This is a genomic window from Synechocystis salina LEGE 00031, from assembly GCF_015207985.1.
GTDB lineage: Bacteria > Cyanobacteriota > Cyanobacteriia > Cyanobacteriales > Microcystaceae > Synechocystis > Synechocystis salina.
This window is the reverse complement of sequence record NZ_JADEVV010000049.1, coordinates 1-16,064: the sequence shown is the minus strand read 5'-3', so window position 1 is coordinate 16,064 and position 16,064 is coordinate 1. Positions and strand designations below refer to the sequence as shown.

The 16,064-nt window shown below is 50.0% G+C and carries 17 protein-coding genes; 1 reads left to right on the top strand and 16 read right to left on the bottom strand.

Annotation, left to right across the window (positions count from 1 at the left end):
* Positions 1 to 4 precede the first annotated feature (4 nt).
* The 13 genes from IQ217_RS14905 to IQ217_RS14850 form a co-directional block, all read right to left on the bottom strand.
* Positions 5 to 2,974 carry a type I restriction endonuclease subunit R gene (locus tag IQ217_RS14905; RefSeq protein WP_190599933.1) on the bottom strand — a complete coding sequence of 990 codons (2,970 nt, stop codon included), beginning with the start codon at positions 2,972 to 2,974 and terminating at the stop codon, positions 5 to 7.
* Positions 2,974 to 4,029: a type II toxin-antitoxin system antitoxin DNA ADP-ribosyl glycohydrolase DarG gene (gene darG, locus IQ217_RS14900; RefSeq protein ID WP_194020556.1), complete on the bottom strand. Its 1,056-nt coding sequence runs from the start codon at positions 4,027 to 4,029 to the stop codon at positions 2,974 to 2,976. Before darG ends, IQ217_RS14905 begins: the two co-directional genes overlap by 1 nt.
* Before the next feature lie 16 nt (positions 4,030 to 4,045).
* The gene (gene darT / locus IQ217_RS14895) at positions 4,046 to 4,687 is read right to left on the bottom strand and encodes a type II toxin-antitoxin system toxin DNA ADP-ribosyl transferase DarT (RefSeq protein ID WP_190599931.1); all 642 of its coding nucleotides are present in this window, start codon (positions 4,685 to 4,687) and stop codon (positions 4,046 to 4,048) included.
* A 21-nt stretch (positions 4,688 to 4,708) separates the two neighbouring features.
* Positions 4,709 to 4,885, bottom strand: a complete 177-nt coding sequence (locus IQ217_RS14890; RefSeq protein ID WP_194020555.1) for a hypothetical protein — start codon at positions 4,883 to 4,885, stop codon at positions 4,709 to 4,711.
* Positions 4,882 to 5,418, bottom strand: a complete 537-nt coding sequence (locus IQ217_RS14885) for an ATPase (RefSeq protein WP_194020554.1) — start codon at positions 5,416 to 5,418, stop codon at positions 4,882 to 4,884. The genes IQ217_RS14890 and IQ217_RS14885 overlap by 4 nt, the downstream gene beginning before the upstream one ends.
* The gene (locus IQ217_RS14880; RefSeq protein ID WP_194020553.1) at positions 5,411 to 5,701 is read right to left on the bottom strand and encodes a nucleotidyltransferase family protein; all 291 of its coding nucleotides are present in this window, start codon (positions 5,699 to 5,701) and stop codon (positions 5,411 to 5,413) included. The genes IQ217_RS14885 and IQ217_RS14880 overlap by 8 nt, the downstream gene beginning before the upstream one ends.
* Positions 5,701 to 7,086: a restriction endonuclease subunit S gene (locus IQ217_RS14875; RefSeq protein ID WP_194020552.1), complete on the bottom strand. Its 1,386-nt coding sequence runs from the start codon at positions 7,084 to 7,086 to the stop codon at positions 5,701 to 5,703. Before IQ217_RS14875 ends, IQ217_RS14880 begins: the two co-directional genes overlap by 1 nt.
* Positions 7,083 to 8,249, bottom strand: a complete 1,167-nt coding sequence (locus tag IQ217_RS19285) for an HsdM family class I SAM-dependent methyltransferase (protein WP_338116579.1) — start codon at positions 8,247 to 8,249, stop codon at positions 7,083 to 7,085. The genes IQ217_RS14875 and IQ217_RS19285 overlap by 4 nt, the downstream gene beginning before the upstream one ends.
* Positions 8,195 to 9,058, bottom strand: coding sequence for a type I restriction-modification system subunit M N-terminal domain-containing protein (locus tag IQ217_RS19280; protein WP_265583639.1), 864 nt, complete (start codon positions 9,056 to 9,058; stop codon positions 8,195 to 8,197). The genes IQ217_RS19285 and IQ217_RS19280 overlap by 55 nt, the downstream gene beginning before the upstream one ends.
* A gap of 124 nt (positions 9,059 to 9,182) precedes the next feature.
* Complete coding sequence (locus tag IQ217_RS14865) at positions 9,183 to 9,458, bottom strand: hypothetical protein (RefSeq protein WP_190599925.1); 276 nt, start codon at positions 9,456 to 9,458, stop codon at positions 9,183 to 9,185.
* Between the two features lie 80 nt (positions 9,459 to 9,538).
* Entirely contained in the window at positions 9,539 to 9,772 is a 234-nt protein-coding gene (locus IQ217_RS14860; protein ID WP_190599924.1) for a type II toxin-antitoxin system Phd/YefM family antitoxin, read from the bottom strand.
* Between the two features lie 104 nt (positions 9,773 to 9,876).
* Entirely contained in the window at positions 9,877 to 10,449 is a 573-nt protein-coding gene (locus IQ217_RS14855; RefSeq protein WP_190599923.1) for a PIN domain-containing protein, read from the bottom strand.
* Position 10,450: 1 nt separating this feature from the next.
* Positions 10,451 to 10,906, bottom strand: a complete 456-nt coding sequence (locus IQ217_RS14850; RefSeq protein WP_190599922.1) for a helix-turn-helix domain-containing protein — start codon at positions 10,904 to 10,906, stop codon at positions 10,451 to 10,453.
* A gap of 1,280 nt (positions 10,907 to 12,186) precedes the next feature.
* Between IQ217_RS14850 and IQ217_RS14845 the strand changes: the two genes are divergently transcribed.
* On the top strand, positions 12,187 to 13,605 hold the full coding sequence (locus IQ217_RS14845; RefSeq protein ID WP_194020551.1) for a hypothetical protein: 1,419 nt from the start codon (positions 12,187 to 12,189) through the stop codon (positions 13,603 to 13,605).
* A gap of 774 nt (positions 13,606 to 14,379) precedes the next feature.
* Here IQ217_RS14845 and IQ217_RS14840 read toward each other — a convergent pair.
* From IQ217_RS14840 to IQ217_RS14830, 3 genes are all read right to left on the bottom strand, one after another.
* Positions 14,380 to 14,736, bottom strand: a complete 357-nt coding sequence (locus IQ217_RS14840; protein ID WP_194020550.1) for a putative toxin-antitoxin system toxin component, PIN family — start codon at positions 14,734 to 14,736, stop codon at positions 14,380 to 14,382.
* Positions 14,736 to 14,954, bottom strand: a complete 219-nt coding sequence (locus IQ217_RS14835; protein WP_194020549.1) for an AbrB/MazE/SpoVT family DNA-binding domain-containing protein — start codon at positions 14,952 to 14,954, stop codon at positions 14,736 to 14,738. Before IQ217_RS14835 ends, IQ217_RS14840 begins: the two co-directional genes overlap by 1 nt.
* 141 nt (positions 14,955 to 15,095) lie before the next feature.
* Positions 15,096 to 16,064, bottom strand: a 969-nt coding sequence (locus tag IQ217_RS14830) for an HAD-IC family P-type ATPase (RefSeq protein WP_194020548.1), incomplete at its 5' end; no start/stop codon positions are given.

The window sequence follows — 16,064 nt, the reverse complement described above, 5'->3', positions numbered from 1 at the left end:
TTTATTAGCTTGCCTGTCGATGTTCCCGGTAGGTGGCACCAAAGATGGTATCGCCCAACCATTTTTTGAACGACATGTTGTCGCTGAACTGTTTGAACAGCTCAGTGTGGTCGGACAACAATTCGATCATGACCCTCTGCAGTGCTGCGTCGTGTTCGATCCGGGCGGTCTTTTTATCGTTGTTCTTCATGGCGTTCTGGTAGGCTACATCAGCGGCTACTTTGGCTGGAATCTCCTCAGCAATGACTTTGAGGATCTTGTCACCATCCTTCCAGTTGATGTTGCCGAACTGGTCGTTGAACGTTTTGATGATGTTGCTTAATTGGTCTAGCTCGGGTTCTGGTTTGCTTCCCCCTCCAGCCGTTGGTACAGGCCTTACCTCAGCGTCTTGATCTGATAGGTCAATCCTCAGGCTAGTTTTCATCTCAACACGGTAGCTATCCATGTCGATCGCCTCTAGGATGCCGCGGGAGAGGTCTTCTTCTCTGGGCGCTGGAAGCTTGGGGACGAGGAAGTTGAGGAAGATGGACAGTTTTTCCCACTGGGCATTGGAGTAAGGCAGGATCGATGCTAGGAAGCCGTAGGTGCGGACAAAAGCTTTGGCCTTGCCTTTGAAGTCTACTTGTCCAACTTCGTCTAGATCAGCATTGTAGGTGGCCACGCAGGTATCCAAAATTGGGTCAAGCTTGTCTCGATCTGCTCCCTTCAGATACACCCCCACTAGATAGTCGATTTGGTCCTGCGTGTAGACTTGGTGTCCATCCAAAGCCGCTTTTAGGTCGTGGAGCTTGTTGGGGTCAGTTTCATCGCTGAGGATGGTGGTGCGGTAATAGGGCTGAAAGGATGATTGGATTGTTTCCGAGTCGTTGTAAAAGTCGAGTATAAAGGTGTCATGCTTCTGGGGATGGGCTCGATTAAGGCGGGAGAGAGTCTGCACTGCCTTGATGCCGGAGAGAGCTTTGTCCACGTACATAGTGTGCAGTAGGGGCTCATCGTAACCCGTCTGGTACTTGTCGGCGACGATGAGGAAACGGTAGGGGTCTTCCTTTACCTTGTCCGTAATTTGGCTACTGGGAAACCCGTTCAGCGTCGCTTCGCTCACCTTCACGCCTCCATATTCGTGCTCCCCGGAAAACGCCACGATCGCCTGGTAGGGACTTTTGCGTTCTTGGAGATAGTCTTTGAAGGTTTGGAAATACTGGATAGCTAGGGCAATACTGTTGGTAATCACCATGGCCCGGGCTTGTCCCCCGAGTTTGCCATGGCCTATAACCTGGGTGTGGAAATGATCCACCATGATCTCAGTCTTCTCCCGGATGGCATGGTCGTGGGACTCCACATAGCGGCGCAGTTTCTTCTGGGCTTTCTTAGCATCAAAGACGGGGTCATCCTCCACTACCTTGGCTAAGCGGTAATAGCTATCCACCGGCGTGTAGTTTTTCAACACATCGAGAATAAAGCCTTCCTGAATAGCTTGCTTCATGGTGTAGCTATGGAAAGGGTAATGCTTCACTGTGCCGTCAGGCTGTGGGTCAGGCTCGCCGAATATCTCCAGGGTCTTATTCTTCGGAGTCGCAGTGAAGGCAAAGTAACTAGCGTTACCTACCATCTTCCGCCCTTCCATGATTTTGTTGATTTTGTCCTCGACAGTCTCTTCCCCCTCCTCATCGGAGCCGCTGTAGGGGACTGAAGCTTCTAATACGCGGTTCATCGCTGCGGTGGTCTTGCCGCCCTGGCTAGAGTGGGCTTCGTCGATGATGATGGCAAATTTGCTCTGGCGGTGTTCGTCCCCAATCTCGTTAAGAATGAAGGGAAACTTTTGCACCGTGGTGATGATAACTTTCTTCCCGGCCTTGATGAACTGGCGCAAGTCCCCTGAACGCTCGGCATGGCCAACAGTAGCGGAGACTTGAGCAAATTGCTTGATAGTGTCTTTGATTTGCTTGTCTAGTACCCGCCGGTCGGTAACCACAATGACCGAATCGAACAACGCTTTGCTGTTGTGCTCCAGCCCTACCAGTTGATGGGCTAACCAGGCAATGGAGTTACTTTTCCCACTGCCTGCTGAGTGCTCAATCAGGTAACGTTTTCCCACCCCGGTTTCCCTAGCACTAGCTAGAAGCCGCCGCACCACGGTTAACTGGTGATACCGAGGAAAGACCTGTTTAATTGTCTTTCTGCCGGTCTTTTCTTCCTTTTCCTCGACTATCTGGGCATAGTTCTCCAAGATGTCGGTCAACCCATCTTTAGAGAGAATTTCTTTCCAAAGGTAGTCGGTGGCTAGTCCTGCTGGATTAGGGGGATTACCTGCGCCGTCGTTGTAACCTTTGTTAAAAGGTAGAAACCAAGACCCCTTGCCCTTGAGGTGGGTACAAAAGCGTACTTCTTGGTCATCTACAGCAAAGTGGATAGCGCAGCGACCGAACTGGAACAGTAATTCCTTGGGGTCTCGATCCCGTTGATACTGCTCCACTGCATCTAAGACAGTTTGCTTGGTGAGCCGATTCTTAAGCTCAAAGGTGGCAATGGGGAGCCCATTGATGAAGATAGCCATATCGAGGGAAAGGGCGGTTTCCCCACGACTGTAGCGGAGCTGGCGGGTGACGCTGAAGATGTTAGCCGCAAACCGTTCTGCTGCCTTTAGGTTGCCTGGGGTAGGTGTACCGTAAAAAAGATCCACATGGGCTGGACCATGGTTGATACCGGTACGTAACACATCCACTACACCCCGCTTGGCGATCTCACCCTGTAGCCGGTGCAAAAACTGGGTGCGCCGAGGACTTTCCTCCTTGATGCTTAAAGCTTCATAGGTGTCGGGTTGGGTAGTGGCAAGGAACTGTAACAGCTTAGCCAGGTCGATGGCATGCTCCCGGTCGTAGTCCTTGGGGTCACCCAATATGTAGCCTGCCTCATCCACCAGGGAGCTTACAATTATGCTCTCTAGGCCTTTCTCGCTGGTGTCAGTGGTTTTCATTAGGATTCAACTTGGGATAGCTTAAGCCATCCTTGTTTGTTAAGAATATTGATCGCTAGCCCAATTTGTCTCTGCGTAAATTGTTGTTTACGCTGATTCCACGCATAGGTACGATCAATGACATCAGATGGTGAATTGACAGACTCGTTCTTAACTATCCAATGCACAGTGGACAGAAGTTCTAAGCCAAAGGGAGATTCAAATCCCTCTACTAACTTGGTTACTCGTTCAAATCTTGCGTGAGTCTCTGGATAATCCTGTAAAAATACTGTCGCATTTTCAATTGCATTGGGCAGTAGGGCAATGGGTTTATCTGGTTGATCACCTCCGTCTGCGTATCCGGTAATTAGGTGTCCTTCAATCACATTCAAGACATGGCGTAGGTTTTCGGCGTAGGGGCCGTAGGGCGCTTTTGTGTATCTCAGTTTTAGGGATTCCCCTGCCTCTTGCATAAAGTACATTAGCTTATGTATTTCTAGCAGAGTAATAAAGGGATCTAGCAATCCTTGTAGATAACGGTTGATCAATTCAACCAACACAGCCCTGCCAGGGGTCATATTTGGTGGATGAAGACCCTGTAGGGTTTTTGCTTGAGCTAGTTCGCCATGGGGTTCATAGAGGACAATCCTTACATTATCAAGAGGCTTGAGGGCTGCCTCAATACGGGTTTTGACTTCACCCCAATTAAGTCCGCCCAACCCACAGCCTAAAGGGGGAATGGCGATGGAATGAATCTTGTATTCTTGTATAGTACTTTTAAGGGCTGTCAACCCAATTTCAATGTCTTCTATACGGCTATGGGCACGCCAGTGTCGTTTGGTTGGAAAGTTGATAATTAAACGAGGGTTTACCAGTTGTCTAGTTTCAAAGACGAACATTTCGCCGGGTTTAACCTTTTCTTCTTTACAGGCTTTGGCATAGGCTTTGAAGTTATCTGGGAAGGCTTTTTTGAACTGTAAGGCAATGCCGCGGCCCATCACGCCCACACAGTTGACGGTGTTGACCAGGGCTTCGGTATCCTCTGCTAAGATGTTGCCACTTTTACATTCAAACATTAGCGCCTCCTCCAGATTAGTAATACCATTCTGGTTTGATCTCTACTCGTGGATGATGTCCCCCTTTGGGCAAAGCCTTACTCACTTGATCATAAATTATTCGTGATTTTACCCCGATACGTTCGACAAGATGCCATGGAACGGTGTTTTCTACCAGGAACTCTGCCTGCTTACCTTCTTGTTTCTGACCCCGCCAATTAGTAGCTTGCACCGCTAACCAATCAATTTCGGGTAACCGCGCTAAGTCATTACAATCTTCAAAGTAATATGAGCCAGCATTGGAGAGGGTAAAAGACCAGCGGAGGTTATGCTGATTAGCCCAGTTCACAGCTTTGAGTAAATCTCCCTCTAGGTGAATGATCGGTTCCTGTCCTCCCTTATAGCTCAACTCGGCATTCTTCTTGTGGATGAGAAACAACATGATGGAACGAGGACAAAAATAGAAGGGCACGCATTGCCCCACGTACAAACCCGGATGGCTAGACAAGGTCAATTCATTCAACCGCCGTTGCTTGATTTTGTTCATCCCGATGGTTGTTCCCCCAGTATTCCGCTGGGCGATCGCCGCATCGCACCACAGACACCCATCAGCAATAATTGAGGGCAACCGATCCACATGGACAATGTGATAAATCTTGGGACAAGCGGGAATGGTCACGACTGGGGTTAAGGAAGTTGATCACTCGGGCATTTCTTCGACAATCTCGCCATCTTTAAAGATAATGACACCGATTCCAGCTTGTTTAGCTCGCTCCCGTGCTTTTTGGCCGGCACGTCTCAGGGCACTTTCTGCCCCCAGGATGTCTGGATCTTCTTCTCTGTTGCGGGCATTAACATTACCTTGTTGATTGGTCATAACTTACCTCCTTTCTTAATAAGCACAGGTTCACTGCCTGAGTTGTCATAGCAGATCCATTCGTCAACCACTGGTTTGTAGAGGGTCTCCAGGTTGTGTAACCCAGCCGCAAAGCGCCGGCGAATAACTGCTTCGGGGACGTGATGCCCTCCAGCTCGAACACGTTGCGCTACCCGGGCAATGGCTAGCTCAGGAGATGGTAGTTGAAGAAAGAAGAGCTTGACGATGTAGCCTTGGGCCTGCCAGGTGGGAATAAGACGGGCGTAACTGCGACCACTCAGGGTCGTTTCAAAGGCAAAGTTCTGCCCCCGTCGAGCATGGTTATGGATCTCCTCTAGCATCAGTCTCCCTGCTCGAAATGCGGCCTGTTCTGGCTCAAATGGTGCTATTCCGGCGGCGATGAGGTCGGCATTGATAAAGGTTAGGCACTGGGCTTCCTGGGGTAAGAATTCTTCAGCAAAGGTAGTTTTTCCTGCTCCGTTGGGGCCAGCAATGATAATGACCTTTTGTTCTGGTAATACCTGCTCAGACATCTACCTTTTCCCCCTCAATGTAAGGCCTTAGCTCTGGTCTGAGTGCCTTCTCCGTCACTAAATCTACGGCACACCCCAACAGGTCTTCCAGATAGAATTGCACCCCAAAATAGCGTTGGGAGGTGGCAGGGCCATCAAAGGTAACAAGAATATCGATATCACTATGGGGAGCCGCTTCATCCCGTGCAGTCGAACCAAAGAGGGCTAGCCGAGTAACTCCAAAACGGGATTGCAACTCCGGCTTACTCTGGGTTAGCAATTGGATAGCAGATTTACGTTTCATTAGTCCTCCCCGGCTTCTAGTTCATCATCCATTGCCTCGGAGGGGTCTTCTTCTAGGTCTAACATGTCTTCCTCCACCACATCCGGCACTTCGATCGCCCGCACATCCACCTGGCCGGTAACGACATCGGAGATCAGGCGGGTACGGTATTCCCGCATTAATTCGATCTCACGCTCAGCACGGGTGATGGCTTGGTCGATAATCGAAAACCTCACCCTAATACCATCTAGGATTTTGAGTTGTTCTTCTCTACTCGGAACCGGAACCTTTAGTGAAAGGAAGTCATTAGAGTACAGTCTCCAGAAACCTTCGACAATCCCCTTGCAACGAATTCTGAATTCAGGACGCATTACAGTTGAGCAAAAAAGATATTCATAATAAATAGGCTCAATATCTGAGATTGCCCGAAAGACTGAATAATCAGGGCTAATTACTCCATCACAGGGAGCATGAGCAAAGATGCCAAGATGCGCCTTAAGTCTATTCAGAACTATGTCTCCGTACTCACAAAGCTTGCCCCCTGTATAATTTTCAGACATTAGCCTACGTTCTTTTATTTCTGAACTACCTACTAGCCCTCCATGTTTCTGACTCATAGATAAATGGTACTCTGCGCCAGTTTTGGACCTTTCATCTACTTCCCGAAGAAGATATTTGAGCCTACATACCTCCCAATGCTCTGGAATATCCCCAATCCAATCTACGCCGCTGGGCTTGAGCTTAACGTTGGGGTCTAGCCCACGGGTCACAGCCTGGTTAATGATGTTCTGCTTCTGCTCCTTTAGCAGTTCTATCAGCCGCCGCTTGTTACGGATGAATTTGTTGATCTGAGTGGTTTTCCAGTCGAGAAACTTGGCGATCTGGGTTTGTTCTTTTAGTGTAGGAAACCAGACTAAACAGCGACCTAATTCAGTTTCTGAAATTGCTGGATAAGCTACTCCTATAGACCTTGCAACGATTTGATTTATAAAAAGCTCAGATTGACCAACATAACCAACGTATCCAGGATCAGTATTGTTTTTAGGAGTAAGAACTGCAAAACCTGTTGAAGCAACAGTATATTTATTGATATATTTACAGTGGTAAACCGCTTTTAGATATGTTCTAACGGTTGAAAGTAAAGTGTCACCTGCCTTAATAACTCTACGGGCTCGGGATGGAGAATCAGCAAATCTTTCAATTCTTGGTTGAGAAACTAACTTTCCTGTGCTAACTGCTCCAATATCAATATAGTTAAAGCGAAAGTCTGGATCAGTATTCTCATTTAATACGGATTGATTAATAAAAACCCAATGTTTTAAGGGCATAATATTCCAATGTGCTGGAATCTTACTCAACCAAAGCACACCAGAATCTTTATATTCGGGATAGGGTTTCAGCTTCATTTCTCCACCTCCCCGACAATCTGCTCTAGCAGCCCTTCCGTCTCCTGCTCCAGGGCATAGATATCCGTCTTGATCTCGTCTAGGGTACGCATCGGTGCAGGCTTGTAGAAGTGCCTTGTAAAGGAGATCTCGTAGCCAATTTGAGTCTTGTTGGGGTCAATCCAGGCATCCGGAGTGTAGGGCAACACCTCGCGCTGGAAGAACTCCTCAATACCACCTTCCTCCAGCAGCGGCACCTGCTCACTGTCTCGCAAGTTTGTATCCGGTTCATACTCCACAGTGCAAGACTTCCCGGCGATTTCTACCTCAAACAAACCATGGATGGGGTCAGGCTGGGTTCCCTTCTTGTGGATCTTCTTAATAATTGGCACACCCTCTTCCGTAACCCTGCCTTCAGCCTTGAGGGCCTTAATTTCAGCTGCTTTATAGACCCGATGTGGATCTGCCCCCTGCACCCGTAAAGGGCGGTCTACGGTCACCTTCCAGTAGCCAAAAGCTTCATTGGGGAAGATCTTCGATTTCTCTGTCTCCACTGGATGAAGCACCAAATCCACAATGGTACCCATCTGTTCCTCGGAGAACTCGCAGTTCTTCTTGCCGAGGTTACGTCGTAGGGGCACATACCATTCTGTTGCATCGATAAGCTGAACCTTACCCTGGCGTTCCTTGCTCTTACGATTAGTCAATAGCCAGATGTAGGTAGCGATGCCAGTGTTGTAAAACATGTTCTCCGGCAGGGCGATGATGGCCTCCAGCCAGTCGTTTTCGATGATCCAGCGGCGGATATTACTTTCACCCTGGCCCGCATCCCCTGTAAAGAGCGATGACCCATTGTGCACCTCAGCGATACGGCTACCTAGGCTGGTGCTGTGTTTCATCTTGGCGATCTTGTTGACCAAGAACATCAGCTGCCCGTCTGAGGAGCGGGTAATCATCTTGTATTCTGAGTCACCACCGTGCTGGGTAACAAAGCGCGGGTCTTTGATGTCTCCCTTACCCTCCAGGCGCTCCAGGTCAGTCTTCCAGCTCTTGCCATAGGGGGGGTTAGACAGCATGAAATCGAATTCCTGCGACGGGAAAGCATCGCTGGAGAGGGTGGAAGCATACTTCATATTCTCCGCCTCAGCCCCTTCACCCTTGAGGAGTAAATCGGCTTTGGAGATGGCATAGGTCTCAGGCTGTACTTCCTGTCCAAAGAGGTGGATGGAGAGACCTCCTTGCCATGGTTCAGAGCCAATTCAGCTAGGCGTTCCTCCGCCACCGTCAGCATACCGCCGGTACCACAGGCCCCGTCATAAACTAGGTAGGTACCAGATTCAATCAAGTCGGCAATGGGCAGAAAGATTAGGTCAGCCATAAGCTTGACCACATCCCGAGGGGTAAAGTGCTCCCCCGCCTCCTCGTTGTTCTCCTCGTTGAAGCGACGGATCAGTTCCTCGAAGATGGTGCCCATAGAATGGTTATCGAGTGCCGGAAGTAGCTCCCTACCTTCCGTATCTTGCAAGGGCTTGGGGCTAAGGTTGACGCGGGAGTCGAGGAACTTCTCTAGCAGGTGTCCGAGGATATCTGCCTCGATCAGCGTAGGAATTTGGTTGCGGAACTTAAATTTGTCGAGGATCTCCTGGACGTTAGGTGAAAAGCCATCTAGGTAAGCCTCGAAATCAGCCTTGAGCTGCTGTTGCTTAGCCCGATTCTTTAGGTCACGCAGGGTAAAAGGTGAGACATTATAAAAAGCCTCCCCGGAGGCCTGACAGAGAGCCGCGTGCTGGTTAGCAATACCTGCTGCATCTAACTGACTCTTCATACCGAGGACTTTTTCCTTGCTAGGCTCTAAAAGTGCGTCGAGGCGCCGGATGACCGTCATCGGTAGAATCACGTCACGGTACTTGCCCCGCACGTAGACATCCCGTAAAACATCATCTGCTATACCCCATATAAAGTTAACGATGTTGTTGTGGCTTACAGGGTTCATAGATTCGCGGTGTCTTGGCTGTTTTCTATTCCATTAAGAAAAGTTAGGCTCCAGCTACTTAATACCTTGAGCATTGCCAGGGGTCTTAATGGCAGTAATGTTATGCTATTGCCGCTTTTGCTAGCTAATGCCCTAATTCTAGGTGAATTTGGTACAACCCCAGTGGGAGTACTTTGTAGAGAACAATTAGTGTTCTCGGTACTGATCTTAATTCTGTGGGATACATACCCCATGCAGGAACGGGGTGGATCGAAGTCCCCTTTTGGGCGTAGGTGACGGTGAGGGCAGGAATGGCGTCGCCTTGTCCATCCAGGGACGGTAGAGCAGTGACAATGGGAGCCTGCCTTTGCTGAACTTGATGGCCATTTCCCAGATAGTGGTCGTTCGCAGAGTCAGCCATTGCGGTCATGGCCACGGGAGGTATCTAAACAGGATCATCGACCGCCCAGATTAACGTGTGCGTGTCTAGGAGCAGTTGCATCATATGTAGTCCTCGAACTCCTCCAATAGATCGTCGAAGTGTTCCATCGAAAGTACGGTTCCTTTTAACGTGCCGAATTTGGGGACTCTTCGGGCCTCGGCGGGCGGCGTGGTCGGTACCAGCTTTGCCACGGGCTGGTCGTTCTCAGTGATCACCACCTCTTCGCCGAGGCTCAGGTGATGGATCAGGTCGGGCAACTGGGCTTGTGCTTCCTGTATGGTCAGAGTTGGCATGATCGAACCCTCCTTGGTAACTACTCTAACGATCTCTTGCCCTGAAATTGCTTGGCGATGCGTTGCACGATTTGTTCGAGCTACGGCAGTAGGAATAGGGGTACCTAGATCTCGTAGCAAATCTCACGTAGCCTAGAAATGGTTAACGGTAGTCCCAGGCACAAAAGCGTTTCTAGGTGTTCTTCCTTGGTCATGGGGGGACTGCGTAGCCGCCTTCTCACGGTCTCTACCGCCTGAGCAATTGTAATCGGTTTCAAATCGATGACGCAGGCAATAAACTCATCCGGGTGCTGCGCCTCAATATCGTAGGGAGCTAATGCCCGAGGTGGAAAGTCTTTGAGGTTGAAGGTGACAATCACATCCACGCCCCCTTGGATGGCAGCGGCAAGAACATGGCGATCATCGGGATCTGGTAAGTGTAAAGCAGGAATCAAGGATTCATAGCCTGTGATCAGGCAGTCCCGCACATGGCTATTCATGAGGTCTCGGGTGCGGGTGAGTTGCTCTAAGGTCAGGTCAGGCCGCTTGTTGAGAACATTCCGGAGCCACTCCTGATGAATGTCATCTGTCCACTTGGCTCGGAAGAGGTCAGTCAGGGCTAGTTGCAGGAGAAGATCCCGCAGGGGAGCAGGATAAAGCACACAGGCATCGTAGAGGGCTGTGTAGTTTGAGGGCATGCTAATAACCCATACCCAGGTCTTGGGCTTGGTGGGCCAGAGCATCAAGGGCTTGGGTTCTGGCTTCGTCTGTTTTCTGTTTGTAGTCCATGAGGTCTTGGAAACGGATGCGGCGGTGTTTGCCGACCATTCGACAGGGAATCTCACCGGAGTCTAGGAGTTTGATCAGGAAGGGACGGGAGACGTTGAGGATATCGGCGGATTCTTGGGTGGTGAGTTCGGCATGGATGGGAATGAGGGTGACGGCGTTGCCCTGGGCCATCTCAGCCAGGATATCGACCAGAAGATGGAGGGCACTGGCAGGAATCTCAACGGTTTCTTCGCTACCATCCTCTTCAACGACCTTGAGACGCTGGGTTGCGCCGCGCAGGTGAGCTGACAGAATGCGGCTGCTTATTTGAGACAGTTCAATTTCAGACTCCGTGGGTAGCTGGAGCCTTGGGCTGGAGATTGCCATAGGAATCTCGGTATCGTGAGTAGTTCATGTAATAGAATCACTTTAATCCCACAAACGCAATAAACGCAATAGACGAAACAAACGAATAATCTGCGCTGCCTCAGAGATCGCCTCTGATCTTGGTGGTGAAGGCGGTGGTTAACAGGGGCGGTACAACTCTTTGTCAGGCAGTTGACCCTGTATGAAAAAAGTGGACAAATCGCCAGAATCCTCTATCAAGTCGCTGCCCAATTGCCTCAAGAGGTCAAGATGATCTTCCTACCCGACCGGGGCTTTGTTCACACTGATGCTATGCAAGCTATCACTACAAAGTCAGGATCGGACTTTCATGTCAGAGGAGTTCTTCGCGATGACCTGCCTACCTAGCTCTATCAAATCCCAGATCAATGCGCAGTGTTATATTACTAATTAATTTTTCTGCTCGAGCAGCTCAGAACGATTACGGCAGTAACTGTTTAAGCTGAGCTAAAAACATTCTTCTCACATCCCAAGCCCTATAGCTAAGGGGATTACAGCATTGTTAAGCGATCATAGGCCCGCTAGATTCCGAAAAATTCTTCCATTAGTTTGAGGCCTAAGTTATTATCTTAATATTGGGTGTTTTATACGCAGGGACTTACATGATGACGGATGGATATCGACACCTTGTTATCTATGACGGCAAACAGCTGCGAAAGGAAGTGGACAGGGTAGCAAAGGCTCAGGGCATCAGTCGGAGCAAATACATTTTGAATGCTATCAGGGAGAAACTCGACCAAGAGGATAGGCAAACAGCTTGAAGCACATTAAAAGGGGAAACCCCCAGCGAGCCTCGAACTTTGGTAGGAGAGAGAGCAAGCAAGGGGTTAACAAATCAGAAGGGAAGGCTAATCCACCCAAAGGGAAGGAGGCCTCACTATGGACTTTTTAGCAACTGTCCGGACTATCCGCAATGGGATGAGTCAAAGGACTTTAACCCAAGACGGTGGGTTCCCCACCATTATATCCCATCCAACCTGTCTACTTGTGGGGGTTACACACACACAGGTTACATCAGCCAGCGGTAAACACATATTCTTACTTTTCCCGGAAGATTCCGCTCAAGGGCCATCCATTAGCAGGGGGTGGACATGGGCTTAACAAAGTCAATTTTAGGTGCTCGGAAAAAACCCAAGACTAAAAGCTGCAGTACCAAAGAACTGCTTATAGTCAAAATAAATGGGAATTTGAAATACGCACCCATCAGAAAGTGGGCCGGGAAAGAAGCACGTCTGGTTTGTGTTAGACAAGGTTTTCGAGTGATGAGTGACGAGTTTGGTTACGTTGCCGTGCCTATCAAGGCCAGGAACAAAGGCCAGCTCAAACAAGTGGAGAAACCTATTAAACTAGACGCCTTAGGAGAAAGGTTCACTAGGTGGTTTAACTTTGGGAGCTACGCCATTGACAATAGCGGGGAAGAGTGGAAGACCCGAAGGCACCGCATCAGCCCCACAAGGATTTGGGAGCTATGGAAAGACCCAAACACGGCGATCGGTTTGGGCTTTGGAAAAAAAACCAGAGTAGCAGCCATAGACATTGATGCCGGCGGGCAATATTACAATGAGTCCGACCTACAAACAATATGTGAAGCCCTGGAATCTATTGGCATTGGGGAGCAGGTTTTAATCCAATCAAGCCATAGTGGGGGCTGGCACGTGTGGTTCGGGTTACCCAATGCTATCCCCACCTTTGCCTTGTCCTGTGCACTAATGGAAGTCTTAGCCCAGTATGGCGTTAATGTTCGTCCTGGACACTGCGAAATATTCCCTAACCGGAAGGGCTGGACCAAGGGGGAAATAACGAAATACAACAGGGTTAGGTTGCCCCTACAGCCCCAGTCAGGCTCTGCTCTGCTGGATGGTGATCTAGCTCCCTACAGCCAGAGCATCAAAGTTTTCCTTGATCAACTTGAACAATCAGCAGATACCTGTGATATTGACTTGCTGTTGGAGTCCTGTGCAGAAGCCAGGGCTAACTACAGCCCCTTTGCTAAACCGAACGGATTCGCACCCCGGAGCCGGGTGGCAAGTGAGTGGAGGAAGTCAGACTTGGCGATCATTGCCCAGCCCTGGGAACCCCACGACAGCAATACTCGATTAGGAGTCATTGCCCGCTATGGTGTTGTGTTTGAACGCCTCACCGGGGATGATTTAGTTGATTACATTGTCAAGACGGCGACTAACACGCCTGGCTATTCAAAGCATTGCAGGCATCAAGGCGAAATAAAAGCCTGGGCTAGTCGTTGGGGACGCTGTGCAGAGGGAAAGTATTACGCTTACGAACCAAAGAAACAGACTAAGCCCGCTGGCCCCAGCAACGATGAACGACAACAAGCCGCCACGGAAAGACTTATAGGCGCCATGGCAAAACTCAGAGCAGAGGGGGAACTTCCCAATGGAGTAAAAGCGAGGGAAACAGTATTAGTAGATCTAGCGGGCATCTCGAAAAGTACCTTATGGAAGCCGCGCTATAAGGCGCTCTGGCACCCTAAATGGGTCTCCGACAAGTCTCCCAACACCCCTCCGCTAAAGCATTCCCCCTCGATTCGCTCCGCATCCCCACACCCCCCCACAATAACTGTGTGGGGCCGGCTGCGAGAGATCCTCGCGGCCCGCGGGCTCCTGCAGCCCCCGACCAGGTGGCGGGCCGGAGAGGGGGCGTCCGCGCTCGCAGTGCAGTAGGCGAGAGCCCGCGACGCCTACGAGGCCTGTAGCCCATGTGCGCGGGCCCTCGTAGCTCAGCTCGCCCGCCGCACACTGACCTTTGTAGACACCGGCTGAATTAAGCTCCCGAATGGTGCCGTCCTTCTCGAGTTCTCCAACTCTCCAGAGGCACCCCCGCCGCATCGACAGAGCAGAAGAGCAGAAAGCCGACCTCGCCCAGAATTAGTCTCGCCCTGCGCCAACCCAGGGGAGCATTAGCATTGCACTCAATTACAGCACCTCCCCCTTAGCCTCGGGTATTCCACGCGAACCCCAACTACGGTAGCTCTAGGCGTCACTATTATTGGGCAGAGTGACGCCTAGAGCTACCGTTCCCAGAACAGCATCAGAGAAGAGGATATTGCGGGGCAGACCGACAGAGAGGAGAGCTGAGAAGTAGTTGTGATAGTACCCCAACGGTAGAAGAGTGGGAGTGAAAACCGACAATGGTAGTGCCGAGTTAAAAAGAGGGAACGCACTCAAAAAACGACCCCATGGAAGCCAACTTATCTAGAGCTCCGGCATCCCCACTATGACTCTATCAGCCTCCCAGTAATCGCCGTCGATACCCCCGTGGGTCCGTACAGCCACATCATCACTTCCGACTACGCCTGATTCTCCGGGTTGCGGGAAGCCTTTGGTTAGGAGTAGAAGGTCCCCACTTATTGTCTTTACTCTCCCTGCACTTCTTAAAACTAGCCCAGCTTGTTTACGGAGGTTGCCCTCAACAGCGCAAGAGAGTTTAGCAGCCACTCAGACCCCTTCATTTAAACAAAAACTCAGGTAATCAGCCCGCTCAACCAATGCCAAGACCAAAAAGGGTACATCAAAGGGGTCTCGACATGGGGGAGTTGCCGGTGGAGGGTTGGGTATCTCCACTGTTTCGCAAAAGGGTAGATAGTCAGCTAACAATTCCTCTTGTTCAGCTGCATTGAGCCTGAACTTGGGGTAGGTAAGCACCCGCATTAGTTCTTTAACCGTCACCTTCGATACCAAAGGAAAACAATTCCCAGACTGCCAGAGCCTACGTAACTTGCCTGTGGTACCACCAAAGATGAGAGCTGAGACCAAAAGGTTGGTGTCAATCACAACCCTTGGAACTGTATTCATTATTGACGTGCCCAGTCCACGGCATTGTTAATATCCTCTTCTGTTATGTCCAGAGCCGCTAGCTTAGCCCTGACAGCATCCGCTCGTTGGATTCGGACAGGGGTAAGAATAATTTGTCCACTCTGCACCGTGACTTCAAAGTATTCTGCTGAGCCAATCTGCTGGGTAACAGACTTAGGTAAAGTTAGCTGATTCTTAGATGTCAACTTAGCAAGCATTAGAAGCTCCAAGACGAATAAAGGAAGTAAGGAATCCTTACTTAGTATAGCTAGAGGAATACGCGCGTGGCTCTATCGGTAGTTTTCATAGTGGGAGGAGGACTTTGCTGCTTCCTATGATCTTTTAATGACAATTTCACCCTACCTTGGATTGCGGATAATACGCCCAGCATTAAGGATAGCCAACAGAGCTACCCCTACATCAGCAAACACAGCCTCCCAAAGGGTCGCTAAACCAATGGCACCCAGAGCAATAAACATGGCTTTAAGGGCCATAGCAAAGCCGATATTCTGCCAGACAATGCGCCGAGTTTTGTGGGCAATATAAATAGCTTCAGCAACCTTGGAAGGTGCATCGGTCATGATCACCACGTCCGCTGTCTCGATCGCCGCATCGGAGCCTAATCCTCCCATAGCGATACCTACATCAGCCCGGGCAATAACTGGGGCATCGTTAATACCGTCACCGACAAAGGCCACTTTACCCCCACCAGCAGAGTGCAAGAATGCTTCTAAAGCCTCTACCTTGTCTTCCGGTAGTAACTCCGCCCGATACTGGTCTAGACCTAGCTCTTTGGCAATATTGTCAGCTAACGACTGACTATCGCCGGTTAGCATGGCAGTGGTAATACCCTGGGCATGGAGCCCCTGGATAGCCTCCTTAGCATCCTCTTTAAGCTCGTCGGCAATGATAATGCGTCCACTGTATTTACCCTCTACAGCTAGATGAACCACGGTGCCGTCTACCACACAGACATCGTGGGCAATGGCTTCACGATGCAATAGCCGATCATTGCCTGCTAAAACAACGCTACCGTTAACCTTGGCACGGATACCATGACCGGGGATTTCTTCGTAGTCTTGCACCTCAGAGGTGTGTAGGGTCTGTCCGTAAGCTTGACGAATAGACTGGGCTACGGGGTGGTTGGACTGGGACTCTACCTGACCAGCAAGCTCCAGAAGTTGAAGTTGGCTTAAACCATTGTGGGGAAGCACGTCCGTGACCCGGAAGTTACCCTTAGTGAGGGTGCCGGTTTTATCGAACACAACGGTTTTGACCTGGGCTAGGGTATCCAGGTAAGTTGAACCTTTAACTAGAATACCCCGCTT

What these genes read in the sequence shown, in the direction of transcription:
- IQ217_RS14905 (WP_190599933.1), bottom strand. Translation starts at nt 2,974, where the DNA reads ATGAAAACCACTGACACCAGCGAGAAAGGCCTAGAGAGCATAATTGTA.
- IQ217_RS14865 (WP_190599925.1), bottom strand. Translation starts at nt 9,458, where the DNA reads ATGGCTGACTCTGCGAACGACCACTATCTGGGAAATGGCCATCAAGTT.
- IQ217_RS14885 (WP_194020554.1), bottom strand. Translation starts at nt 5,418, where the DNA reads ATGTCTGAGCAGGTATTACCAGAACAAAAGGTCATTATCATTGCTGGC.
- IQ217_RS14890 (WP_194020555.1), bottom strand. Translation starts at nt 4,885, where the DNA reads ATGACCAATCAACAAGGTAATGTTAATGCCCGCAACAGAGAAGAAGAT.
- IQ217_RS14855 (WP_190599923.1), bottom strand. Translation starts at nt 10,449, where the DNA reads ATGCCCTCAAACTACACAGCCCTCTACGATGCCTGTGTGCTTTATCCT.
- IQ217_RS14860 (WP_190599924.1), bottom strand. Translation starts at nt 9,772, where the DNA reads ATGCCAACTCTGACCATACAGGAAGCACAAGCCCAGTTGCCCGACCTG.
- IQ217_RS19280 (WP_265583639.1), bottom strand. Translation starts at nt 9,058, where the DNA reads ATGAACCCTGTAAGCCACAACAACATCGTTAACTTTATATGGGGTATA.
- IQ217_RS14835 (WP_194020549.1), bottom strand. Translation starts at nt 14,954, where the DNA reads ATGCTTGCTAAGTTGACATCTAAGAATCAGCTAACTTTACCTAAGTCT.
- IQ217_RS14840 (WP_194020550.1), bottom strand. Translation starts at nt 14,736, where the DNA reads ATGAATACAGTTCCAAGGGTTGTGATTGACACCAACCTTTTGGTCTCA.
- IQ217_RS14850 (WP_190599922.1), bottom strand. Translation starts at nt 10,906, where the DNA reads ATGGCAATCTCCAGCCCAAGGCTCCAGCTACCCACGGAGTCTGAAATT.
- darG (WP_194020556.1), bottom strand. Translation starts at nt 4,029, where the DNA reads ATGTTTGAATGTAAAAGTGGCAACATCTTAGCAGAGGATACCGAAGCC.
- IQ217_RS14875 (WP_194020552.1), bottom strand. Translation starts at nt 7,086, where the DNA reads ATGAAGCTGAAACCCTATCCCGAATATAAAGATTCTGGTGTGCTTTGG.
- IQ217_RS14880 (WP_194020553.1), bottom strand. Translation starts at nt 5,701, where the DNA reads ATGAAACGTAAATCTGCTATCCAATTGCTAACCCAGAGTAAGCCGGAG.
- IQ217_RS14845 (WP_194020551.1), top strand. Translation starts at nt 12,187, where the DNA reads ATGAGTGACGAGTTTGGTTACGTTGCCGTGCCTATCAAGGCCAGGAAC.